Origin of the sequence: Nonomuraea sp. NPDC003709 (assembly GCF_040610775.1) — a bacterium.
GTDB classification, from domain to species: domain Bacteria; phylum Actinomycetota; class Actinomycetes; order Streptosporangiales; family Streptosporangiaceae; genus Nonomuraea; species Nonomuraea angiospora_A.
The window spans coordinates 92,773-115,123 of the sequence record NZ_JBEXMW010000002.1; the positions used below are offsets into that span (position 1 = coordinate 92,773).

Genomic DNA, 22,351 nt, shown 5'->3' on the forward strand with positions numbered 1-22,351 from the left:
CGTTCTAAAGAGGGAAAACTCCTATCGATGGGGAGGAACAGGACATGGCCATGATCACCGGCCCACTCTCGGGAGAGGCCAAGGACACCGTCGCGCGGGCCCTGCAAGGTGCCCTGGTCGATCTCATCGACCTCTCGCTGGTCGCCAAGCAGTCGCACTGGAACCTCATCGGCCCTCACTTCCGCCCGATCCACCTCCAGCTCGACGAGCTCACCGACCTCGCCAGGTCCCACATGGACACCATCGCCGAACGCGCCGTCGCCGTCGGGATCAACCCGGACGGACGTTCCACCACGGTCGCCAGGTCCACGAAGCTCCAGCAGCCGGAGTCCGGCTGGATCGAGGACGGCAAGGTCGTGGCGACGATCACCGACCTGCTGGACGGTGTCAGCAAGCGGATGCACGAGCGCGTCCGGGCCACCGACGAGCCCGACCCGGTCACCCAGGATCTGCTCATCGCGGTGGCGCAGGACATCGACAAGCAGCACTGGATGTTCCAGGCCCAGGCCTGACCTGCCAGAAAGCCCGGGAGCCCGCACGGGAGCCCGGGCTTTGGCATGCCCGCCGACATGCGCGCCGACATGCCCGCCGACGGGGCCGCGACCCCTGGCAGGGGGCCCGCCGACGCGAGTTGGCCGGATGATCGCGCAGTGGGAGTTCGGGGTTTGCGCAGAGTTTGATGTCGCGAGTCCCTGCCATTCATGTCGGTGCGGTCGACTAGCGTGGCACCTAGAGGGAGGCCCCACGATGTCCCACAAGACTCTCCTCCGCACGGGCCCGCTCTTGCGGGGCGGCATCAGCCCGTACGGACCGCTCGGCCTGCCGGGCGCCGACGGCCTCGCGCTGCCCTCAGGCTTCACCGGCAGGGTGGTGGCCCGCTCGGGCCACAAGGTCGCCGGGCTGACCTGGCACGCGGCCCCCGACGGCGGCGCCTGCTTCCCCGACGGCGCCGGCTGGATCTACGTGTCCAACTCCGAGCTGCCCCTGCTCGGCGGCGCGTCGGCGCTGCGCTTCCGCGCCGACGGCACCGTCGGCGACGCCTACCGCATCCTGTCGGGCACCGACCTCAACTGCGCGGGCGGCGCCACGCCGTGGCACTCCTGGCTGTCGTGCGAGCTGGGCCACCGCGGCCGCGTCTTCGAGTGCGACCCGTACGGCGCCCGCGCCGCCCGCCCCCGCCTGGCCATGGGCCGCTTCAAGCACGAGGCCGCCGCCTGCGACCCCGAGCGGCGCGTCGTCTACATGACCGAGGACGAGCCCGACGGCTGCTTCTACCGGTTCCGGCCGAGCGACTGGGGCGACCTGACGGAGGGCACGCTGGAGGTGCTGTGCTCCTCGGGCCAGTGGCAGGTGGTGCCCTCGCCGGCGGCGCTGCGCACGGAGGCCCGCCACCAGGTCGAGGGCGCCCGCCACTTCGACGGCGGCGACGGCTGCCACTACGCGGGCGGGGTGTGCTACTTCACGACCAAGGGCGACACGGGCCTGTGGGCCTACGACGCGCAGACCTCCGCGCTCGAGCGGCTGTGCGAGGGCGTGCGCGCCATCACCGCCGCCCCCTCCGGCGACCTGTACGTGGCCAGGGAGACGACGGAGATCGACGTCATCACCCCCGACCGCGCGGTCACGCCGTTCCTCAGGCTGGAGGGGCACGCCGGGGCGGAGCTGACCGGGCTGGCGTTCTCGCCGGAGGGCGATCGGCTCTACTTCTCGGCCCGGCGCGGCCGCACCGAGGGCCACACCTTCGAGGTGTCGGGTCCCTTCCGCGGCTGAGCGAGCTTCAGTCCGCGCTCAGCTCAGACGGCGGGCCAGGGCGAGCTTCAGTCCGCGCTCAGCCCAGATGGCGGGCCAGGGCGAGCTTCGGTCCGCGCTCAGCCCAGATAGCGCACCAGGGCGAGCTTCAGCTCCGCCACCAGCTCCGCGCCGCGCTCCGGCGTCGCGGTGGTGACCAGCGGCATCACCGCCTTCACCATGGCCACCGCCATCGTCCCCATGAGCGCGGCGCGCTCCTCCGCCAGGCCGGGGGAGCGGCGGCGGAGCATGGCCGCGACCTGCCGGGCGATGTCGTCGTGCAGCCGCCGCGAGGCCGAGGCCAGCTGGTCGCCCGTCGCCGACCCGTACAGGAGCGACCAGTACGCCGGTGACGCGCCCTTGAACCTGACGCTCTCGTCCACCACCTGCCCCACCAGCGCCTCCAGCGGCACCTCCGGGGTGACGGCGGCCAGCCGGGCGGCCCAGAACTCCTGCCGGTCGTCGGTGTAGCGGGCCACGAGCCCGTCGAGGATCTCCTCCTTGTTGCGGAAGAACTGGTAGAGCGACCCGGGCGACATCCCCGCCCGCGTGGCGACGTGGTTCGTCGTCATGTCCGGGTATCCGACCTCGGCGATCACCGACTCGGCGGCGTCGAGGATCTCCGCCATGCGCTTCAGGCCGCGCGCCTGCCGGCGGACCGTGCGTTCAGGCATGGGTCTCCTCGTTGACAAATGCGAGCATTCACTTGTATTTCTGATTGGGAGAGCAAACACGAGTAGTTTACCGAGTTTTGAGGCGGGGGCACCCTACATGGCGCTGAACACGCGGCCACGGCCGGTCCACACGAAGACGGCCGGGCCGCCGCTGCGCAGGCTGGGCTTCCTTATCGTCCGGCGCCGCCGGGCCGTGCTCGTCCTGGCCCTGGTCGTGCTCGCCGTCGCCGCGGCGCTGGCGGCCGGAGCGGTGCCGCGGTTGTCGCTGGCCAGGTTCGAAGCGCCGGGGTCGGAGTCGGACCGGGCGCAGGCCGAGCTGGTACGGCGGTTCGGGACCGGCAGCCCCGACATGATCTTCCTGGTGACCGCGAAGGCCGGCACCGTGGACGACCCCGCGGTCGAGGCCGAGGGCAGGGCGCTGACCGCGCGGATCGGCGGGCGGGAGGGGGTCGCCGAGTCCGCCTCGTACTGGACCCGCGGCAGGCCCGCCACCATGCGCAGCGAGGACGGCAGGCACGCGCTGATCGTGGTGCGCATCCCCGGGGACGCCGACCACGTGCGCGGGCGGGTGCTGCCCGGGCTCGTGCCCGAGGTCACCGAGGGCACCGGCCTGCTCCAGGTGCGGGCCGGGGGAGGGGAGGAGGTCTTCAGGGAGGCCGTGCCGCTGTCCAGGCAGGACTTCGTACGGGCCGAGCTGGTCATCTTCCCGCTGGCGTTCGCGCTGCTCTGGCTCTACCAGCGGCGCGCCATGGCGGCCCTGGCGCCGATCCTGGCCGGGGTGTTCGCGATGGTGATCGGGCTGGCGCTGCTGCGGGTGCCCCTGGCCTTCACCGGCATCTCCACGTTCGCCCTGAACCTGACCCTCGCGATGGGGCTCGGGCTCGGCATCGACTACTGCCTGTTCGTCATCCAGCGCTTCCGCGAGGAGACGCGGCGCGGCGCTGACCGGGCGAGCGCGGTGGCCGGGGCCGTGGAGCACGCGGGGCGGACGGTGCTGTTCAGCGGGCTCACCGTGGCCTCGTCCCTGGCCGTGCTGTTCGCGCTGCCGTTCGACTTCCTGAGATCCTTCGCGTACGCGGGCATCGCCGTCGTCGCCGGCGGCCTCTTCGCGGCGGTGATCGTGCTGCCCGCCGTGCTGGTCTCGATCGGGGCCAGTGTGCTCCCCAAGCGGGTCGGGCCGGAGCGGGACGCGGGGTTCTGGCACGCGCTGGCCGTCCGGGTGATGCGGCGGCCGCTGGTCTTCGGCGGGCTGGCCACGGCGGTGCTGCTGCTGCTCGCCTCGCCGTTCCTGGGGCTGCGGTTCGGCGTGGCCGACGACCGCATCCTGCCCCTGGAGGCGTCGTCCCGGCAGACGCAGGAGATCATCCGGCAGTCTTTCCCGGCGGAGGAGACCGACGCCATCCAGATAATCGCCAAAAAGCAGACGTCAGGCGATATTTCGCAGTATGCGGTGGCGTTGTCCCGGCTCCCCGGGGTCGCCCAGGTCGACTCCGCCGCCGGCTCGTTCGCGGACGGCGACCGGGTGGGCGACGGCGACCCCGAGAGGTTCCGGCGCGGGTCGGTCCGGGACACCTGGCTGTCCGTGGTCCCGTCCGCCGAGGCGCTGGCCGACGACCCGGTGCGGCTGGTCCGGTCCGTACGCGCCGTCGAGCCACCCTTCGAGGTCCTGGTCGGCGGCTACCCGGCCGAGCTGGCCGACTACCGCGCCTCCATCGTCGACCGGCTCCCCCTGGTGCTGGCCCTCATGCTCGGCGTCACGTTCCTGGTCCTCTTCGGGATGACCAGGAGCCTGATCATCCCGCTCAAGGCGTCCCTGCTGAACCTGCTCAGCATGGGCGTCATGTTCGGCGCCATCGTCTGGGTCTTCCAGGACGGCAACCTCGCCGGCCTCCTCGGCTTCACCCCGACGGGCACGCTCGACCCCAGCATCCCGATCCTGATGCTCTGCGTCGCATATGGCCTGTCGATGGACTACGAGGTCTTCCTGCTCTCCCGCATCAAGGAGGAGTACGACCGGACCGGCGACACAGAGGAGGCCGTGGCCACCGGCCTGCAGCGGGGCGCGCCGCTGATCACGGCCGCCGGCGGGATCCTGGCGCTCACGTTCGCCGCCTACGCCACGGCGCAGGTGATGTTCGTGCAGATGCTGGGCGTCGGCATGGCGGTGGCCGTGCTGGTCGACGCGACCGTGATCAGGGCGGTGCTGGTGCCGAGCCTGATGCGCCTGGCGGGCCCGCTCAACTGGTGGCCTAGAGGTCGCGTGACCACATCTGCTCGGTGACCTCGACCCCGTTCTCCACGCCCCTCTCCTCCGAGTCCAGCGCGAACCCGGTCCCCTCGTAGATCCGCCGCGCGCTCACCAGGCAGTCGCGGGTCCACAGCGTGATCCGCTTGTACCCCTCGGCCCGCGCGTGCCGCAGGCACTCCTCCACGAGCCGCCGCCCGAGCCCCAGCCCTCTGGCGGACGGCTCCACCAGCAGCATCCGCAGCTTGGCCGTCGTCTCGTCCTGCCGCACGCAGAACACGCAGCCGGCCCGCTCCCCGCCCACCTCGGCGATCCACCCGGCGTCCCGGGAGAAGTCCAGATCGCCGACGATCCTGGCGACGAGCTGCTCGAACTCCGTGCCCCAGCCGTACTCGCGGCTGTAGAGGTCGCCGTGCCGGTACACGACCCAGCCCAGGTCGCCGGTGCGCGGGGGCCTGATCACGTACGGCTGCCCGGCGCCCCCGTCGCCCAGCAGCTCCCTGATCGTGGCCATGCCGGCCACCAGCCGCCCCTGGCTCTCGTCCGGCAGCCCGGACAGCAGCCGCTCGATCTCCTCGGCCGAGCGCCTGTCGAGGTCCGCGAACGTCTGCGTGCCCCCGGAGGTGAGCCGTACGAGCTGCTTGCGGGCGTCCAACGAGGAGCGCTCGCGCGAGATCAGCCCGTCGGTCTCGAAGCGCGCCAGGATGCGGCTGAGGTAGCCCGCGTCCAGGTCGAGCAGGGAGCGCAGCGCCCCGGTCTCCATCGGCGCGGCGTGCGCCAGCTCGAACAGCACCCTCACCTCGGTCAGCGAGTACGGCGAGTCGAGCATGCCCGCCTGCAGCACGCCGATCACTTTCGTATAGAACCGGTTGAAGGCTCTGACCTCAGAGACCCTTGCCTCTGTCAACGAACTCATTGCTACAGTCAACCATGAGAGGATCCCTGTTGTGAAGCGCGTCTACATAGGCGGATACGGCCCCGGCATCGTCACGGTCGGCGGCGGGCTCACCAGAGTGGCCTCGCCGTCGTTCCTGGCCGCCCATCCCACCCTGCCGGTGCTGTACGCGGCGGGCGAGCTCGAACGCGGCTGGCTCACCGCGTTCCAGGTGGGCGAGACCCTCGACGTGCTGGACGAGCGGCCGAGCGAAGGCTCCCTGCCCTGCCACGTCGCCGTGGACCCGACCGGCAGCGTGCTCGCGGCGGCCAACTACGGCGACGGCGTCGCCGTCGTCTACCGCCTCGACGATCGCGGCGCGTTCGAGGGCGAGCCGATCGTGCTGCGCCACCAGGGCTCGGGCCCGGACCCGGAGCGCCAGGAGGGCCCGCACGCCCACGAGGCCGTCTTCCACGACGGGATCCTGCACGTCTCCGACCTCGGCACCGACGAGATCCGCCGCTACCGCTACGACGGCACCGCGCTGGAGCCGATCAAGCTCGAGCCCGGCACGGGCCCGCGCCACTTCGCCTTCTCCGGATCGCGCCTCTACGTGGCGGGCGAGCTGGCCGGCACCGTCACCCTCATCGAGGACGACGGGCGCCACACGGTCGTCCCCGCCTCGCGCGCGCAGGGCAAGAACGCCCCGTCCCACCTCCAGCTCGCCGGCGACCTCGTGTACGTCGCCAACCGCGGGCCCGACACCATCACGGTGCTGCGCGCCGCCGACCTGTCGCACGTGGCGGAGGTGCCGACGGGCGGCGACTGGCCCAGGCACTTCGCCATCGACGGGACCACCATGTATGTGGCCGGCCAGCACTCGGACGCCGTCACCGTCTTCCGGCTCGAGGACGGCGTGCCCGAGCCCTCGGGGGAGTCGTACGAGGTCGAAAGCCCGGCCTGTGTGCTGATCATGTAAGGAGTTCGCCAAATCACGGCTCATCGGATCGTTCGGTCATGACCATGGACGGGTGCGAAAGATCCTCGTCATGCTGTCGTCGCTGGTCGTCGTCGCCGGGTGCGGCGGCTCGCCCCCGGCTCCCGCCCCGGACCGGGTCCAGCGCCCGGACCCGGCCGGGACGCCTCCGTCCGTCGCGGAGGTGCAGGAGTCGTGGCGCATCACACGGCTCGGCGCGGAGCACGAGATCGAGGGCTACGCCGACCGGGTGAGCGTCCTGCCGGGTGAGCGCTTCGGGCTGCGGGTCTCGACGACCGCTCCGCGCTTCTCGGCGCGCGCCTTCCGCATGGGCGCGAACCCCGTCAAGGTATGGGAGTCGCCCGCCGTCCAGGGCGTACGGCAGGCGCCGATGCGGCTCGTGGGCGGCACGGTGAGCGCTGCCCACTGGCGGCCCTCGCTCGCCGTGGACACCGCGGGCTGGCCCGAGGGCGCGTACCTGATCAGGCTCGACGCCTCGACCGGCGCCCAGCGGTACGTCCCGATCACCGTGCGCTCGGCCTCCACCGCCGGCCGGGTGGTGATGGTGAACGCGGTCACCACCTGGCAGGCGTACAACCGGTGGGGCGGCCACAGCCTCTACACGGGCCCGCGCGGGTACGCCGACCGCTCCCGCGCCGTGACCTTCGACCGCCCGTACGACGACGACGGCGCCCGGCTCTTCCTGGACTTCGAGAAGGAGGCGCTGGCCGTGGCCGAGCAGAGCCACGTGCCGCTGGCGTACCTGACGAACCTGGACCTCAAGCCCGGCGTGCTCGACGGCGCCCGCGCGGTGGTGTCGCTGGGGCACGACGAGTACTGGTCGCCCGGCATGCGTACGGTCGTCACGACGGCCAGGGACGCCGGCACGAACCTGGCCTTCCTCGGCGCGAACGCCGTCTACTGGCGGATCGCGATGCACGACCGGACGATCGCCTGCGACAAGGAGCGGCTCTGCCGGCTGTGGCGGGACTCCAAGCCGGAGAGCACGCTGGTGGGGCAGATGTACGACTGCTTCCCGGCGGAAGGCGCCTACCGGGTGACGCGGCCGCACCACTGGATCTTCGCCGGGACCAAGGGGAGGCGCTTCCCGGGGATGGTCGGCGTCGAGTCCGACAAGGTGTCGCGCGGGTCGCCGGGGAACGTCCAGGTGCTGGCGGAGTCGCCGTACTCCTGCGGCGGCGGGCGGGCGACCCACTCCGACAGCACCTACTACGTGGCGCCGAGCGGGGCGGGGGTGTTCGCGTCGGGGACGATGCGCTGGGTGTGCGCGATGCGCGGAGAGAGGTGCGGCCACGGCGTCTCCGACCGCGCCGCGGCCTTCACCCGCCGCGCGACCACCAACCTCCTGACCCGCTTCGCCCAGGGCCCGGCCGGCGCCCCCTGACGCGCCCCTCCCGGGACACCAGGACTCGATCAGGCCATGGTGTCCCGCAGGATCTCGCCGAGCGTCCGGACGATCTCACGCTCGGCGGGCTCCTTGGTCACGCCCAGCTCGGCCAGCGCCCGACCGAACGCGAGCTGGGCACCGCGACCGCCGACCGCGTCGCCGCCTCCATCGGGTACGCGCGGACGGCCCGCGTCTTCCACGCACGAGGGCGGTGACGCACCGCGGGCGCGTCCTATCGCCGGGAGGCCAGCTCGACGGCGGCCCGCCAGCGCTCGTAGGCGGCGTCGTCCCGCGGGCCGGGCTCGAAGCGGCGTTCGAGCTGCCACGTGTGGCGCAGCTCGGCCCGCGAGGCCCACACGCCCGCTCCCAGCCCGGCCAGGAAGGCGGCGCCGAGGGCCGTGGTCTCCTGGATCGCCGGGCGCTCCACCGCCGCCCCGAGCTGGTCGGCCTGGAGCTGCATGAGCAGGTCGTTCGAGGCGGCCCCGCCGTCGGCCTTGAGCACCGGTACGGCGCCCCCGGTCATCACCTCCACCACGTCCCGCACCTCGAACGCGATCGCCTCCAGCGTGGCCCTGACCAGGTGCGCCCGCGTTGTGCCCCGCGTGATGCCGGTGATCAGCCCGCGCGCGCCGGGGTCCCAGTGCGGCGCCCCGAGCCCCGTCAGAGCCGGTACGAACACCACGCCCCCGCTGTCGGGCACCGTGCGCGCCACGGCCTCGGACTCCGGCGCCGTGCCGATCAGCCCCAGCCCGTCGCGCAGCCACTGCACGGCGGCCCCGGTCACGAAGATCGACCCCTCCAGCGCGAACGTGCGCTCGCCCGACGGCGTCTGCCAGGCCACCGTGGTCAGCAGCCCCTTGTCGGAGCGGACGATCTCCCCGCCGAGGTTGGCCAGCACGAACGAACCCGTGCCGTAGGTGCACTTGACGTCCCCCACGTCGAAGCACGTCTGCCCGAACAGCGCCGCCTGCTGGTCGCCGGCCACCCCGCTGATCGGCAGCTCCAGCCCGAGGAAGGCGGACGGCTCCGTGATCCCCAGCGGCCCGTAGTTGGGCACGATGTCGGGCAGGGCCTCCATGGGCACCCCGAACAGCTCGCACAGCTCCGGCTCCCAGTCGCCGGAGGCGAGGCCGTACAGGAGGGTGCGTGAGGCGTTGGACGGGTCGGTCACGTGCCGCGCGCCCGCCGTGAGCCTGGCGATGAGGTAGGAGTCCACCGTGCCGATGGCGATGTTCCCGGACCGGACGCCCGCCCACGTGGTCTCGTCGTGCTCGGCGAGCCAGGTCAGCTTGGTCGCGGTGAAGTACGGGTCGAGCCGCAGCCCGGTCAGCTCCGACACGCGCGGCTCGTGGCCCGCCTCGCGCAGCCGGTCGCAGATCCCGGCCGTGCGCCGGTCCTGCCACACGATGGCCCGGCACGGCGCGGCCAGCGTGTGCCGGTCCCAGAGCACGGCGGTCTCGCGCTGGGTGGTGATCCCGACGCAGGACGGGGAGCCGGTGGCCCCGCTCAGCGCGGTGCCGCACGCGGAGAGCGTGGCTTGCCAGATTTCTTCGGGATTGTGCTCCACCCATCCGGGGGAAGGAAAGTGCTGTGCGAACTCCTCGTAGCCCTTGGACTCGATTTGTCCGTTTTCAGTGACTACGAGAGCGGTCACGCCTGTCGTCCCGGCGTCAATGGCCAACACACTCACGAAATACCCCCGCAATCTGGGCAGACTGGCGTTTGGTCTAGACCACTGCCCGCGACGACGGGCAGAATGCGAGTCTGACATCAAGGTGACCCCCATCGGGAGGAACCCGCCATGCGTATTGGAGTGCTGACCGGGGGCGGCGACTGCCCCGGCCTCAACGCCGTGATCAGGGCCGTGGTGCGTAAGGGGGTGAGCGTCTACGGTCACGAGTTCGTCGGATTCCGTGACGGCTGGCGCGGCCCGCTTGAAGGCGACACGATGCCGCTCGACATCCAGGCCGTGCGGGGCATCCTGCCGCGCGGCGGAACGATACTGGGTTCTTCCCGCACGAACCCCATCAAAATTGAGGGCGGGGTCGACCGGATCAAGGAGAACCTCGCCACCACCGGCGTCGACGCCTTGATCGCCATCGGCGGCGAAGACACGCTGGGCGTCGCCAAGCAGCTGTACGACCGCCACGTCAATGTGGTGGGCGTGCCCAAGACCATCGACAACGACCTGTCGGGCACCGACTACACCTTCGGCTTCGACACCGCGGTCAACATCGCGACCGAGGCCATCGACCGCCTCCACACCACCGCCGAGTCCCACCACCGGGCGCTCATCTGCGAGGTCATGGGCCGCCACGCGGGCTGGATCGCGCTGCACGCCGGCATGGCGGGCGGCGCGAACGTCATCCTCATCCCCGAGCGGCCGTTCGACATCGACCGGGTCTGCGAATACGTCGAGTCCCGCTTCCGCACCCGCTATTCGCCGATCATCGTGGTCGCCGAGGGCGCCCACCCGATCGAGGGCCAGATGGAGCTGCAGACGGGCGAGCTCGACGCGTTCGGGCACGTACGGCTGGGCGGCATCGGCGAGAGGCTGGCCAAGGAGATCGAGAAGCGCACCGGCAAGGAGGCCCGCACCACGGTGCTCGGCCACATCCAGCGCGGCGGCACCCCGACGGCCTACGACCGGGTGCTGGCCACCAGGTTCGGGCTGCAGGCCATCGACGCCGCCCACGAGGGCGACTACGGCAAGATGGTCGCCCTGCGCGGCACCGAGATCGTCCGCGTCGGGCTCGACGAGGCCACGGCCGAGCTGAAGACCGTGCCCGCCTCGCGCTACTCCGAGGCGGAGGTGTTCTTCGGCTGAGTGAAAGCCGCTTGCAAGCGCGCGGCCGTACCTTCTGAACCAGCGGGGGCAATCACCGACGACAACCCCGCCTCAGGGTACGGCTTGCGCCGCGGCGAGTCGGCGGCCCACCACGCGTCGCAAGCCGTACCTGGGAGATAGCTCAACCGCGGGGCGTGCCGAAGAGATCCACTTCCGGCGCGCCCTCGTCGTTCCCGCGCAGCCGATCCCGGTATTCCGCCTCGCTGCGCAGCTCCTTCTCCGAGGGGGAGAGGATGACGGCGAGCAGCAGCCCGACGGTGATCACGCTGATGCCGACGATCAGCGGCAGCAGCAGGTCGACGGCCTTGACGCCGGGCACGGGCACCATGTCGGAGTGCACGGCCACCGACATCGAGTACATGCCCGTGTAGTGCATGCCCGAGACCGCCACCCCCATGACCAGCGCCGCACCGCCGATCTTGAGTGCGCCGCTGACCCGCACCGTGAACCAGAGCGCCACCGTCGCCGCCGCCACCGCGATCAGCACGGACACGGAGACGATCAACGGGTCGAAGGAGACGAGGGCCGACATGTTCATCGCGTACATGCCGAGGTAGTGCATGCCGGCCACGCCGAGGCCGGTCAGGACGCCGCCGCCGAGCAGGTAGGCCGGCCGCTCGCCGCCGTAGGAGACCAGGAACAGGCCCATCCCCACGACGACGACCGCGATGAGCGCGGACAGGGCGGTGAGCGGCACGTCGTAGCGGATCACCGAGCCGGTCACGGAGAAGCCGAGCATGGCCAGGAAGTGCATCGTCCAGATGCCTGTGCCGCCGATCGCGAAAGCGGCCCCCACCAGCCATAAATGACGCTCGCGCCCGCCGGCGAGGCGGGCTCTCGAGGTCAGCAGCAGGCCCAGCATGGAGCCCACGCTGGACATGACGTACGCGAGCACGGGCGTTGAGAGCCCAAAGGAAAAATGATCGATCGGCGACACGACCCCCACCCCAAACCCCTACGCACCGATAAGGGAGTATGAACAGGGAGTCGCCGACCGCGCAACTATCTTCTGCGGCCCTGCATGGCCTGGCGGCGCTGCACCGGCATCGGCATCGGCGGCGCGGGGTAGGTGAGCTGCTCCTGCTGGGTGGTCCGCCGGCGCAGCTCCAGCTTGGCGACCAGCTCGGCGTCCTCGTGCAGCTCCTCCTCCGAGGGCGAGAGGATCACCATGAGGAGCATGGTCAGCGTGATCAGGCTGATCACGGTCATGAGGGGCACGAGGAAGTCGAGCGCGTCGGCACCAGCGACCACGCCGGGCTCGGCGTCGACCGTGACGTGCATCGCGTAGATGCCGGTGTAGTGCATGCCCGAGACCGCCACGCCCATGACCAGGGCGGCGAGGGTGATCCAGATGGGCTTCTTGACGCGCAGCGTGAACCACAGCGCCACCGTCGCGGCCACGACCGCGATGGCCACGGAGGCGGCCACGGTGAGGCGGTCGTAGGAGACGTGGGCGGACATGTTCATCGCGTACATGCCCAGGTAGTGCATGGAGGCCACGCCCAGGCCGGTGAGCAGGCCCCCGCCGAGGAGCGCCAGGACCCGTCCGCCACCGTACGAGACCAGCAGCAGGCCGGTGCCCACCACGACGATGGCCACGATCGCGGAGGCGACGGTGAGCCACACGTCGTACTTGATCTGGGTGCCCTCCACCTCGAAGCCCATCATGGCGATGAAGTGCATGACCCAAATGCCGGTGCCGCCGATCGAGATGGCCGCGCCCAGCAGCCAGCGCACCCGGGAACCGCCGCGGGAGGCGTGCGCCTGGGCGGTGAGCCGTAGTCCGAGCATGGATCCGATGCAGGACATCACGTAGGCGAGCAGAGGGGTCAGCAGGCCGTAGGTGAAATGATTCACAGCGGAGGTCATCTATCGGTCCTTGGTAATTAGGGGTTCCCGGATTGTGCCATCCGGGATGTCCCATTCGCATGGATATCACCACTATCTGTCAACCTCTCTGTCGGAACATGAGAAGGGCTCATGGCTATCGAAGGCCCGTTCTGGCGAGCGATCGCGGTCTACCGGGTGGCGTCGCTGGTGTACGCGGCCGCGCTGATGGCCCAGCACCGCGGCTACGAGCAGCCCGTGCTCGGCTGGCTGGTGATCGGGGTGATGGCGCTGTGGACGGCGGGGGCGACGTTCGCCTATTCGGCCGGGTCGGTGCGCCGGTGGCCGCTGCTGGCGATCGACCTGCTGGTCGCCGTGGCCTGCCTGCTGGTCTCTCCGTACGTCGAGGGCGCCGGCCAGGGCGCGGAGGGCACCATGCCCGTGCCCGCGACGTGGATAGCCGCTCCCGTGCTGGCCTGGGCCGTGCACGGGGGCAGGCGGCTGGGCGCGGTGGCGGCGGCCGTCGTCGCGGCGGGCGACCTGTGGCTGCGCGTCCGCACCGGCCAGGCGCCCATCCTGATCAACGGCGCGGTCCTGCTCTTCCTGGCGGGCGTCGTGGTCGGCCACGTGGCCCGGCTGGCCAGGCAGGCCGAGGAGCGCATGCAGCGGGCCATCGAGATGGAGGCCGCCCAGCGCGAGCGCGACCGGCTGGCCCGTGACATCCACGACTCGGTCCTGCAGGTGCTGGCCCTGGTCCAGCGGCGCGGCCGGCAGATCGGCGGCGAGGCGGCGGAGCTGGGGCGGCTGGCCGGCGAGCAGGAGGCCGTGCTGCGCCGGCTCGTCGCCCCGGCCTCCGCCCCCGTCCCCGTGGGGTCCGCCGACCTGCGTGCCCTCCTCCTGGCGCACGCCTCGCCCCAGGTGACGGTCTCGACGCCCGCCACGCCGATGATCCTGCCCGCGCCGTTGGCCGCGGAGACGGCCGCCGCCGTCCGGGCGGCGCTGGACAACGTACGGGACCACTGCGGGCCCGGCGCCCGCGCCTGGATCTTCGCCGAGTCGTCGGACGGCGCGATCACGGTGACGGTGCGGGACGAGGGTCCGGGTATCGCCGAGGGCCGCCTGGCCGCGGCCGCCGCGGCGGGTCGCCTGGGAGTCGCCCAGTCCATCCGCGGCCGGATCGAAGACCTCGGCGGCACGGTCGCCTTCGCCGGCGGCGTGGGGGAGGGCACGGAGGTCGAGATCAGTGTGCCCGCCTCGGGGGCGCCGCGGCCGGAGGGCGGGGCCGGGGCGCGCGGTTAGAGTTGCGGCATGGTGCGGGTGATGGTGGTGGACGACCATCCGATGTGGCGTGACGGCGTCGCCAGGGATCTCGCCGAGGCCGGATATGAGGTCGTCGCCACCGTGGGGGAGGGGCGGCAGGCGGTACGGGCGGCCGGGGCGGCGCGGCCGGACGTCGTGGTGCTCGATCTGCGGTTACCGGATATGTCGGGCGCGGAGGTGGCCGCCAGGCTGGCCGCGGTGGAGCCGCCGCCGAGGGTGCTGGTGTTGTCGGCCAGCGCCGAGCAGGACGACGTGCTGGAGGCGGTCAAGGCCGGCGCGTCCGGATATCTGGTGAAATCGGCCAGCCGGGAGGAGTTCCTCGACGCGGTACGCCGCACCGCCGACGGCGACGCCGTGTTCACCCCGGGCCTGGCCGGGCTCGTGCTCGGCGAATACCGGCGGCTGGCCGCGCAGCCGGCGCCCGCCGAGGGGCCGCGGCTGACCGAACGCGAGACCGAGGTGCTCAGGCTGGTCGCCAAGGGCCTGTCCTACCGGCAGATCGCCGAGCGGCTCGTGCTCTCCCACCGCACGGTGCAGAACCACGTCCAGAACGCGCTGCGCAAGCTCCAGCTCCACAGCCGGGTCGAACTGGTCCGATATGCGATCGAGCACGGGCTGGACGCGGACTAAACTCGATGGCGCGCGGCGTTGCCTTCGACGCGTGCCCTTCCCCGTCTTCCCGGAGGTTCCACCATGACGATGTCCGCCCTGGGCGAGCCATGTGTTCTGCTCAAGCTGGGCGAGATCGTCCTGAAAGGCAAGAACCGCGAGCTGTTCGAACGCCGCCTGATCAGCAACATCCGTGACGCGCTCCGGTCGCTCGACCTCAAGCTCGACGTGCGCAAGCGGCACGGCGTGATCGCGATCTTCCTGCCCCAGGGCGCCACGGTCGAGCAGGCGCAGGCCGTGGCCCAGCGGGTCGCCGACGTTCCCGGGCTGGTCTGGATCCACCGGGCCTGGCGGGTCGCCAAAGACCCCGACGCCGTGCTGAAGGCCGGTCTCGAGCTGGTCGGCGAGACCGAGGAGGCCAAGCGGGGCGCCCGCTTCGCCGTCCGCTCCCGCCGTCGCGACAAGCGCTTCCCGCTGCACTCCAACGAGCTCGACCGCCTCGTGGGCGGCGCGATCAACGACGAGTACGGCCTGCCGGTCGACCTGAAGAACCCCGAGCTGACGGTGTCCATCGAGGTCGACAGGGACGAGGTGTTCGTCTTCACCGGCGGCATCCCCGGCCAGGGCGGCCTGCCGGTCGGCAGCAGCGGCCGGGCCCTGGTGCTCATGTCGGGCGGCATCGACTCGCCGGTGGCGGCCTACCGGATGATGCGGCGCGGCCTGCACGTCGACTTCCTGCACTTCTCCGGCATCCCGTTCACCACCTCCGAGTCGATCTACAAGGCGTACGCGCTGGTCAAGAAGCTCGACCGGTTCCAGGGCAGGTCGCGGCTGTGGGTGGTGCCGTTCGGCAAGGCGCAGCAGTCGATCCGCACCTCCGGCCAGGACCGCCTGGCGGTGATCGCGCAGCGGCGGCTCATGCTCAAGACGGCCGAGGAGGTCGCCCACCGCATCCGCGCCGCCGCGCTGGTCACCGGCGACGCGCTCGGCCAGGTCTCCTCCCAGACCCTGACCAACATCACCGCCCAGGACAACGCGGTGGAGCTGCCGATCCTGCGGCCGCTGGTGGGCTGGGACAAGACCGAGATCATGGCCGAGGCTCGGCGCATCGGCACGCTGGAGATCTCCGAGCTGCCCGACGAGGACTGCTGCTCGCTGCTGGCGCCCAAGCGGGCCGAGACCCGGGCCAAGATCGAGGACCTGAAGCAGATCGAGAAGCGGCTCGACGCCGAGGAGCTGTGCGTGCAGCTCGCCGACTCGATCCAGGAGTACACCCTCGACTAGCGCCCCTCAGGCGTTGACCTTGAAGGGGTCGTGCTCGGTCAGCAGCTTGTCCAGCCGCGCCTGGTCGACGCGCTGGCTGACCTCCGACAGCTCCTGCCGGTCCCGTACGACCTTGCACAGCGTGATCGTCGAGGTGACGACGTACAGCAGGCCGAGCCCGAGGAACGCCCTTACCCACCCCTCGACGGGCAGGTAGACCAGGGCGATCACCACGGAGGACAGCGAGACGGCGAACGACAGGAGCGTTTGGACGTAGTACGCGGTGGTCTGCGTGGGTTGGATGGGCTTCGTCATGCGGCCATCGTCGCGCCGCGCGACAGCCCGCCGCATGGGGTCACGTACTCAAGTTACTTCTGAGTACGGCCGGCCGCTCAGCTCGTGGCGGCGGCCGGCCGTACATCCGCGCGGGATCGCTCGTGGCAGGCCGGAATACGGCATCGGATCAGCGGGTCAGACGGCGACCGCGACCGCGGCGGACTTGCCGAGCAGCGCCGGGAAGTCGTTCATGACCTGGGCCAGCTCGCCCAGGTCGGAGTCGACCAGGGCCTGCGGGCCGTCGCAGAGCGCCTGCTCCGGCTGCGGGTGCACGTCGATGATCACGCCGTCCGCGCCCACCGCGATGGCCGCGCGGGTCAGCGGCAGCACCAGGTCGCGCCGCCCGCCCGAGTGGGACGGGTCGATGATCACCGGCAGGTGCGACAGGCGCTGCGCCACCGGTACGGCCGAGACGTCGAGCGTGTTGCGGGTCGCCGTCTCGAACGTCCTGACGCCGCGCTCGCACAGGACGATGTCCAGGTTGCCGCGCTGGGCGATGTACTCGGCGGCCATGAGCCACTCCTCGATCGTGGCGGTCATGCCGCGCTTGAGCATCACCGGCCTGCCGGCCGCCCCGACCGCCTGCAGCAGCGCGAAGTTCTGCATGTTGCGGGTGCCGACCTGCAGCATGTCGGCGTAGGAGGCCACCAGTTCGACGTCCTGGGCGTTCACGACCTCGGTCACGATCGGCAGCCCGGTCTCCTCGCGCACGTCGGCCAGGATGCGCAGGCCCTGCTCGCCCAGCCCCTGGAAGGCGTACGGCGACGTACGCGGCTTGAAGGCCCCGCCGCGCAGCAGCACCGCCCCGGCCGCCTGCGCCATCCTGGCCGCGTCCAGCGTCTGCTGGTGCGTCTCCACCGCGCACGGCCCCGCGATCAACGTCACGGTGTCGGGGCCGATCGGCACGCCGCCCACGTGGACCGTGGAGCGTTCCGGGTGGTTCTCTCTGCTGACCAGCTTGTACGGGGTGGACACGCGCATGACGTCGCGCACCCCGCCCATGCCCCGCAACGTGACCGGGTCGAGCTGGGTCACGTCGCCGACCAGCCCGACGATCGTCCGTTTCACGCCCTTGCTGACGAAAGCCTCGACCCCGGCCGCCTGGACGACCGACACGATCGCCGAAAGATCATCCGCGGTGGCCTCGGGGCCCATCACGATCACCATTTGAGCTTCTCCTTTGTCCGGAAACACAGAAGGCCCCGGGTCCTGTCGGACCCGGGGCCTTCGTTCGCCTGTCTGCTAGCGCAGCGTCAGATGGCGAACGGACTCGGGTCCGTCGCCATACCAAAACAGGAACGCGTTGCGCATAGGCCGTAAGGATAGCGCACCGAACCCGGCCGCGAAGCATCATCGATCCGATGGCAGGATGGCCCCACACGGCGAGTCAGGTGAGGAGAGTGATCGTGGAGGAGTCGCGCCTGCCTCCAGGCCAGTACGTGCCGCGCGGCCGACCCGTGATCCACTACGGCAGGGTGCCCCGGTTCAAACCGGAGAGCTGGGACTTCCGGGTCTTCGGCGCCACCGCGTCCGGGGCGGAGCACCAGTTCTCCTGGAGCGAGTTCGAGGGGCTGCCGCGGGTCACCCGCATCGCGGACTTCCACTGCGTCACCAAGTTCTCGCTCATGGCCAACGAGTGGACCGGCGTCACCCCCGCCACGATCATGGCGGCCGCCCCGCCCGCTCCCGGCGTGCGCCACGTGATGATCTGGGCCGAGTACGGCTACAGCGCCAACCTGCGCATGGCCGACTTCGCGGCCCCGGACACGCTGTTCGCCATGGAGCTCGACGAGAAGCCGCTCAGCCCCGACCGCGGCTTCCCGCTGCGGATCGTGGTGCCCCACCTGTACGCGTGGAAGAGCGTCAAGTGGGTGCGCAGCATCGAATACCTCGTCGAAGATCGACGGGGCTTCTGGGAGGAGCGCGGCTACCACAACGTCGCCGACCCCTGGCGCGAGCAGCGCTACTCCTACCAGGAAGAACCCGGAGAGGGACCCCCCTAGACTTCACTCCTGGTTTTCCCCCGGACACGCTCTGTATTGGCTACGGTTTTCCCCGTGCTGACCACCGCGTGCGTGGCGCTGTCCTCCTCCTTGGCCTCGTTGGCCTTCGTCGCCGGCTACGGGCTCGCCCGCGCCCGGTGGCGCCTGGTGGCGCTGCCGGAGGGCCGTAGATCGGACGAGGCGACGTTCACCACGCTGCACATCGCCGCGATGGCCGCCCCCGCCCTGCGGGCCGGGCTCAACCGGGACTCCGCCCGCAAGGCCGTACGGCACCTGCGCACGCTGCTCGGCACCCGGGCCGTCGCGATCACCTCGACCGAGGCCGCGCTGGCCTGGGAGGGGCCGTGCACCGACGACGTGCTCACCTATGCCCGGGCGACCCTGGCCGCCGGGCGGTCCCAGGTGTTCGCGGGCGACCCGCACGGCGCGGTCGTGGTGCCGCTGACCGTGGACGGCACGGTCGTGGGCACGCTGGCGGCCTTCGACGACGAGGTGAGCGCCGCGCTCGTGCGTACGGTCTCGGAGGTCGCCCGCTGGGTGTCGGGCCAGCTGGAGCTCGCCGACCTCGACGCCTCGCGGCGGCGCGCGCTGGAGGCGGAGATGCGCGCGCTGCGGGCGCAGATCTCGCCGCACTTCGTCTACAACGCGCTCACGACGATCGCCTCGTTCGTCCGCACGAACCCCAAGCGCGCCCGCGAGCTCCTGCTCGACTTCGCCGACTTCTCCCGGTACGCGCTGCGCCGGGCGCACGACTTCACGACCCTGGCCGACGAGCTGACCTGCGTCGACCGCTATCTGCTTTTGGAACGTGCCAGATTCGGCGACAAGCTGCGCTTCAGCATGCAGGTGGCGCCCGAGGTGCTGCCCGTGCCCGTGCCGTTCCTGTGCCTGCAGCCGCTCGTCGAGAACGCCATCAAGCACGGCATGCGCGGCCGCGGCGGCAGCGGCGAGGTGCGGGTCGTGGTGCGCGACGCGGGCCCGGAGGCGCACATCACGGTCGAGGACGACGGCGCGGGCATGGACCCGGAGTGCGCGCGGCGGATGCTCGACGAGGATCCGGCCCGCGAGGGCAGCGGCATCGGGCTGGCCAACGTGGACCTGCGGATGCGCCAGATCTACGGCGACGGCTACGGGCTCGTCGTGGAGACGGCGCTGGGCGCGGGCACCAAGGTGCGGCTGCGGGTGCCCAAGAGTCAGCTTAGCTCGTTGTAGTCATTTCATTACACTGAGCTGGCGTGTCGCTTGTGACCTTTGCTTTCATACGGCAGCGTGGAGGACATGCTGAGAGTCCTGGCCGTCGACGACGAGGTGCCCGCTCTGGAGGAGCTCGCCTACCTGCTGCGCCAGGACGAACGGATCGAACACGTCGCGACCGCCGCCGACGGCGTCACGGCGCTGCAGGACATGGTGCAGATGATCGGCGGGGGCGAGCGGCTCGACGGGGTGTTCCTCGACATTCGCATGCCCGGGCTCGACGGCCTCGACCTGGCCCGGCTGGTCGGCGGGTTCCCCAGCCCGCCCCGGCTGGTGTTCGTGACGGCGCACGAGGAGTGCGCGGTGCAGGCGTTCGAGCTGGAGGCCGTCGACTACCTGCTCAAGCCGGTCAGGGCCGAGCGCCTGGCCGAGGCCGTGCGCCGGCTGGAGGCCACCTCCCTGCCCGCGCCCGAGCCCGGCCAGGACGAGGTGATCCCGGTCGAGCTGGGCGGGCGCACCCGGTTCGTGCCGCAGCAGGCGGTCTGGTTCGCCGAGGCCAAGGGCGACTACGTGCGGCTGCACACCGCCGACGGCAGCTACCTCGTGCGCATGTCGCTGGCCGCGCTGGAGCGGCGCTGGTCGGACGCCGGGTTCATCCGCATCCACCGCAGCACGCTGGTCTCCGGTCGGCACGTCAGCGAGCTGCGCTTCGAGGGCGGGCGGGTGACGCTCACCGTCGGCACCGAGACGCTGCAGGTCAGCAGGCGGCACAGCCGGCAGGTGCGCGAGCAGCTCGTACGCCACCACCGGGGCGTGATCTCGTGACGGCGGAGCGGCGGGTGATCGTCTCCCGCAGGCCGGCCGCGCTCGGGCGCTCCCGCGACCGGTTCGACCCGGACGACGGCGGGCCCGACGTGCCGGCGATCGTGGGGCGGCAGTTACGGCAGGCGCTGCTGACCGTGGGCGCCGTGGCCGCGCTGCTGGCGGGCGTCCCGGTGATCGCCGTGTGGGTGCCCGCTCCCTGGGCCTGGTTCGCGCTCTCGCTGGCCGTGCAGGGGGTCTGGGTCGTGCTGGCCGTGCTGCAGCTGAGGCGCGCGGAGCGGCTGGAAAGGTGAGCGGGCTGCGGCTGGGGCGGGCGGGGCGGCTGGAGAGATGAGCGGGCTGGGGCGGGAGAGATGACCGTCGCGGTGCTGACCGGGATCGCCTTCGTGCTGGTTCTGGGCGTCATGGTGGGCTCCGCGCGACCGCGCCGCTCCAGCGGCGTCTCCGACTTCTCCGTGGCGGCCAGGGCCGTTCCGCCCTGGTGGAACGGCGCCGCCATCGCCTCCGAGGTCACCTCGGCCGCGGCCTGCCTGGGCCTGGCCGGGCTCATCGCCACCCGGGGCGGGCCGATGCTGTGGTACCCGCTGGGGGCCACGGCGGGGTTCGTCGTCATCCTCGCCCTGGTCGTCGCACCCTTGCGGCACTCGGGGACGTACACGCTGCCCGACTTCGCCGAGTGGCGGCTGAGATCGGTCAGGCTGCGGCGCTCCGCCACGTTCCTCGTCCTGGTGATCGGGCTGGCGTTCTTGGTCGCGCAGCTCCACGCGGCCGGGGCGGTGGTGCGGCTGCTGACCGGGCTCCCGCCGTGGCTCGGGTGGGTGGCCATCGCCTCGGCGGCGCTGGTCGTGGCCTGCGTGGGCGGGCTGGGGAGCGTGACGAGCGTGCTGGCCGCGCAGTTCTGGCTGAAGCTGGTCGTGTTCGCCGGGGTGGGGGCGGTGTGCTGGTGGGCGGCGGGCGCGCGGTCCGTCACCTGGTTCGAGGGGGCGTACCGGGCGGCCGAGCCGGGGCTGGCGGGGGTGGGCGACCCGTCGCTGCCCGGCGTGCTGACCGTGCTGGTGGCCTGCGCGCTGGGCACGATGGGGCTGCCGCACGTGATCGTCCGGGTCTACACCAACAGCGACGGGCGCGAGGCCAGGCGGTCGATCGTGGCGACGCAGGTCATGCTGGCGGTGTTCTGCGTCGTGCCGCCGCTGTACGGGCTTCTGGGGCACGGGCACGTGCACGAGGGGCCCTCGGACGAGATCGTGTTGCTGCTGCCCGCCAGGCTGCTCCCAGGGCCCGTGGGGGACGCGCTCACCGGGGCGCTGGCCGCCGGGGCCTTCGCCGCCTTCCTGGCCACCACGGCGGGCGTGCTGGTGGCGGTCGGGGGAGCGGTGTCGGCGTGCCTGGCCAGGGCCGGGGTGCGGGCCTTCCGCGCGGCCGTGTGCCTGGTGCTGCTGGCCGCGCTCGCCCTGACGGCGCTCACCGGGCCGCAGGCGTCGGTGGCGCTCGTCCTGCTCGGCTTCAGCCTCTCGGCGGCCACGCTCTGCCCGCTGCTGGTGCTCGGGATCTGGTGGCGGCGGCTGACGGACGCCGGGGTGGCGGCGGGGTTCGCGCTCGGCGGGGGCGTGACGGCGGTGCTGGTGGTCGAGGAGCAGGCGGGCGTGAAGATGGGCGTGCTCACGTCCAACCCCGCGCCGGTGGCGGTGCCGGTCGCGTTTGCCGCGATGGTGATGATTTCCCTGGTCACACCGGGTCGGATGCCGCGCGGGGTGGGGCGGATGATGGCCAGGATGCACCTGCCCGAGCATCTCGCGGGCCCACGGGACTACCGCTCGTCGCAGCACGGCGACCGCTCATCGTAACAGCACTCTCCGTATATCGATGACTACGGACCGTTCAACGAGCTGTCCGAAAACAGGGTATCGCCCGCAAGATCGCGACCGTAGTGTTTCGGCAACGAAAGCCACTCCGGCGCATCGGGGGGGACGAGCCGGGGGGCTCACAACAGGCCTGATGCGCCGGCTTCACCGGTGACCGCCCAGGTCACCACGGCTGCCGGGCCCCCATCCGGGGGTGGGGCCCGCCACGCCGGTCAGGTGAAGGGGCGCCTGCTGAGGCCCTCAGCCGGCCCCGTGATTCGGCCCTTCGGGGGCGGCCGGATCGCGCGAGCAGGCGCCCCTTT

At 71.6% G+C, this 22,351-nt stretch carries 22 protein-coding genes; 14 read left to right on the forward strand and 8 right to left on the reverse strand.

What is annotated here, in order from left to right; genetic code table 11:
• Positions 1-44: 44 nt before the first annotated feature.
• Positions 45-512, forward strand: a complete 468-nt coding sequence (locus ABZX61_RS04885) for a DNA starvation/stationary phase protection protein (protein ID WP_350728998.1) — start codon at positions 45-47, stop codon at positions 510-512.
• Positions 513-747: 235 nt separating this feature from the next.
• Positions 748-1,770, forward strand: a complete 1,023-nt coding sequence (locus tag ABZX61_RS04890; RefSeq protein WP_355191596.1) for an alkaline phosphatase PhoX — start codon at positions 748-750, stop codon at positions 1,768-1,770.
• 98 nt (positions 1,771-1,868) lie between these two features.
• Here ABZX61_RS04890 and ABZX61_RS04895 read toward each other — a convergent pair whose 3' ends face one another.
• Positions 1,869-2,462, reverse strand: coding sequence for a TetR/AcrR family transcriptional regulator (locus ABZX61_RS04895; protein ID WP_355191597.1), 594 nt, complete (start codon positions 2,460-2,462; stop codon positions 1,869-1,871).
• Positions 2,463-2,559: 97 nt separating this feature from the next.
• On the opposite strand from ABZX61_RS04895, the gene ABZX61_RS04900 reads away from it, so the two are divergent.
• A complete protein-coding gene (locus tag ABZX61_RS04900) occupies positions 2,560-4,743 on the forward strand; it encodes an MMPL family transporter (protein ID WP_355191599.1) in 2,184 nt (727 codons plus the stop codon).
• Here ABZX61_RS04900 and ABZX61_RS04905 read toward each other — a convergent pair.
• Positions 4,712-5,560 carry a helix-turn-helix domain-containing GNAT family N-acetyltransferase gene (locus ABZX61_RS04905; protein ID WP_355191601.1) on the reverse strand — a complete coding sequence of 283 codons (849 nt, stop codon included), beginning with the start codon at positions 5,558-5,560 and terminating at the stop codon, positions 4,712-4,714. The two genes, ABZX61_RS04900 and ABZX61_RS04905, sit on opposite strands and share 32 nt — an antisense overlap.
• A 94-nt stretch (positions 5,561-5,654) precedes the next feature.
• On the opposite strand from ABZX61_RS04905, the gene ABZX61_RS04910 reads away from it, so the two are divergent.
• Both ABZX61_RS04910 and ABZX61_RS04915 read left to right on the forward strand, forming a co-directional pair.
• Complete coding sequence (locus tag ABZX61_RS04910; RefSeq protein WP_355191603.1) at positions 5,655-6,560, forward strand: beta-propeller fold lactonase family protein; 906 nt, start codon at positions 5,655-5,657, stop codon at positions 6,558-6,560.
• Positions 6,561-6,612: 52 nt separating this feature from the next.
• The gene (locus ABZX61_RS04915) at positions 6,613-7,962 is read left to right on the forward strand and encodes a N,N-dimethylformamidase beta subunit family domain-containing protein (protein ID WP_355191604.1); all 1,350 of its coding nucleotides are present in this window, start codon (positions 6,613-6,615) and stop codon (positions 7,960-7,962) included.
• Positions 7,963-7,991: 29 nt separating this feature from the next.
• Here the strand turns inward: ABZX61_RS04915 and ABZX61_RS04920 are convergent, their stop codons facing one another.
• Both ABZX61_RS04920 and ABZX61_RS04925 read right to left on the reverse strand, forming a co-directional pair.
• The gene (locus ABZX61_RS04920; protein ID WP_355191606.1) at positions 7,992-8,165 is read right to left on the reverse strand and encodes a hypothetical protein; all 174 of its coding nucleotides are present in this window, start codon (positions 8,163-8,165) and stop codon (positions 7,992-7,994) included.
• A gap of 32 nt (positions 8,166-8,197) precedes the next feature.
• Positions 8,198-9,655, reverse strand: a complete 1,458-nt coding sequence (locus ABZX61_RS04925) for a glycerol kinase (RefSeq protein ID WP_350729013.1) — start codon at positions 9,653-9,655, stop codon at positions 8,198-8,200.
• Positions 9,656-9,766: 111 nt separating this feature from the next.
• On the opposite strand from ABZX61_RS04925, the gene ABZX61_RS04930 reads away from it, so the two are divergent.
• Positions 9,767-10,792, forward strand: a complete 1,026-nt coding sequence (locus ABZX61_RS04930) for a 6-phosphofructokinase (protein ID WP_355191608.1) — start codon at positions 9,767-9,769, stop codon at positions 10,790-10,792.
• 142 nt (positions 10,793-10,934) lie between these two features.
• Here ABZX61_RS04930 and ABZX61_RS04935 read toward each other — a convergent pair whose 3' ends face one another.
• Together ABZX61_RS04935 and ABZX61_RS04940 are read right to left on the reverse strand one after the other, a co-directional pair.
• Complete coding sequence (locus ABZX61_RS04935; RefSeq protein WP_355191610.1) at positions 10,935-11,708, reverse strand: MHYT domain-containing protein; 774 nt, start codon at positions 11,706-11,708, stop codon at positions 10,935-10,937.
• 107 nt (positions 11,709-11,815) lie between these two features.
• On the reverse strand, positions 11,816-12,682 hold the full coding sequence (locus ABZX61_RS04940) for an MHYT domain-containing protein (protein ID WP_350729018.1): 867 nt from the start codon (positions 12,680-12,682) through the stop codon (positions 11,816-11,818).
• A gap of 111 nt (positions 12,683-12,793) precedes the next feature.
• On the opposite strand from ABZX61_RS04940, the gene ABZX61_RS04945 reads away from it, so the two are divergent.
• The 3 genes from ABZX61_RS04945 to thiI all read left to right on the forward strand — a co-directional run bounded on the left by ABZX61_RS04945 (position 12,794) and on the right by thiI (position 15,853).
• Positions 12,794-13,939, forward strand: a complete 1,146-nt coding sequence (locus ABZX61_RS04945; RefSeq protein WP_355191612.1) for a DUF5931 domain-containing protein — start codon at positions 12,794-12,796, stop codon at positions 13,937-13,939.
• A 9-nt stretch (positions 13,940-13,948) separates the two neighbouring features.
• A complete protein-coding gene (locus ABZX61_RS04950) occupies positions 13,949-14,590 on the forward strand; it encodes a response regulator transcription factor (protein WP_319710515.1) in 642 nt (213 codons plus the stop codon).
• Positions 14,591-14,653: 63 nt separating this feature from the next.
• A complete protein-coding gene (gene thiI, locus ABZX61_RS04955) occupies positions 14,654-15,853 on the forward strand; it encodes a tRNA uracil 4-sulfurtransferase ThiI (RefSeq protein ID WP_350729021.1) in 1,200 nt (399 codons plus the stop codon).
• Positions 15,854-15,859: 6 nt separating this feature from the next.
• Here the strand turns inward: thiI and ABZX61_RS04960 are convergent, their stop codons facing one another.
• Positions 15,860-16,147 carry a YiaA/YiaB family inner membrane protein gene (locus ABZX61_RS04960; RefSeq protein WP_350729023.1) on the reverse strand — a complete coding sequence of 96 codons (288 nt, stop codon included), beginning with the start codon at positions 16,145-16,147 and terminating at the stop codon, positions 15,860-15,862.
• Positions 16,148-16,303: 156 nt separating this feature from the next.
• On the reverse strand, positions 16,304-17,335 hold the full coding sequence (gene aroF / locus ABZX61_RS04965; protein WP_350729024.1) for a 3-deoxy-7-phosphoheptulonate synthase: 1,032 nt from the start codon (positions 17,333-17,335) through the stop codon (positions 16,304-16,306).
• Between the two features lie 239 nt (positions 17,336-17,574).
• Here aroF and ABZX61_RS04970 point away from each other — a divergent pair, with 239 nt between their 5' ends.
• The 5 genes from ABZX61_RS04970 (at position 17,575) to ABZX61_RS04990 (ending at position 22,031) form a co-directional block, all read left to right on the forward strand.
• A complete protein-coding gene (locus tag ABZX61_RS04970; protein ID WP_355191615.1) occupies positions 17,575-18,171 on the forward strand; it encodes a molybdopterin-dependent oxidoreductase in 597 nt (198 codons plus the stop codon).
• A 54-nt stretch (positions 18,172-18,225) separates the two neighbouring features.
• A complete protein-coding gene (locus tag ABZX61_RS04975) occupies positions 18,226-19,383 on the forward strand; it encodes a histidine kinase (RefSeq protein WP_355191617.1) in 1,158 nt (385 codons plus the stop codon).
• A 66-nt stretch (positions 19,384-19,449) separates the two neighbouring features.
• On the forward strand, positions 19,450-20,190 hold the full coding sequence (locus ABZX61_RS04980; RefSeq protein ID WP_350729030.1) for a LytTR family DNA-binding domain-containing protein: 741 nt from the start codon (positions 19,450-19,452) through the stop codon (positions 20,188-20,190).
• Positions 20,187-20,480: a hypothetical protein gene (locus tag ABZX61_RS04985; RefSeq protein ID WP_350729031.1), complete on the forward strand. Its 294-nt coding sequence runs from the start codon at positions 20,187-20,189 to the stop codon at positions 20,478-20,480. The genes ABZX61_RS04980 and ABZX61_RS04985 overlap by 4 nt, the downstream gene beginning before the upstream one ends.
• Positions 20,481-20,540: 60 nt before the next feature.
• Positions 20,541-22,031, forward strand: coding sequence for a cation acetate symporter (locus ABZX61_RS04990; RefSeq protein ID WP_355191619.1), 1,491 nt, complete (start codon positions 20,541-20,543; stop codon positions 22,029-22,031).
• The last annotated feature ends 320 nt before the right edge of the window (positions 22,032-22,351 follow it).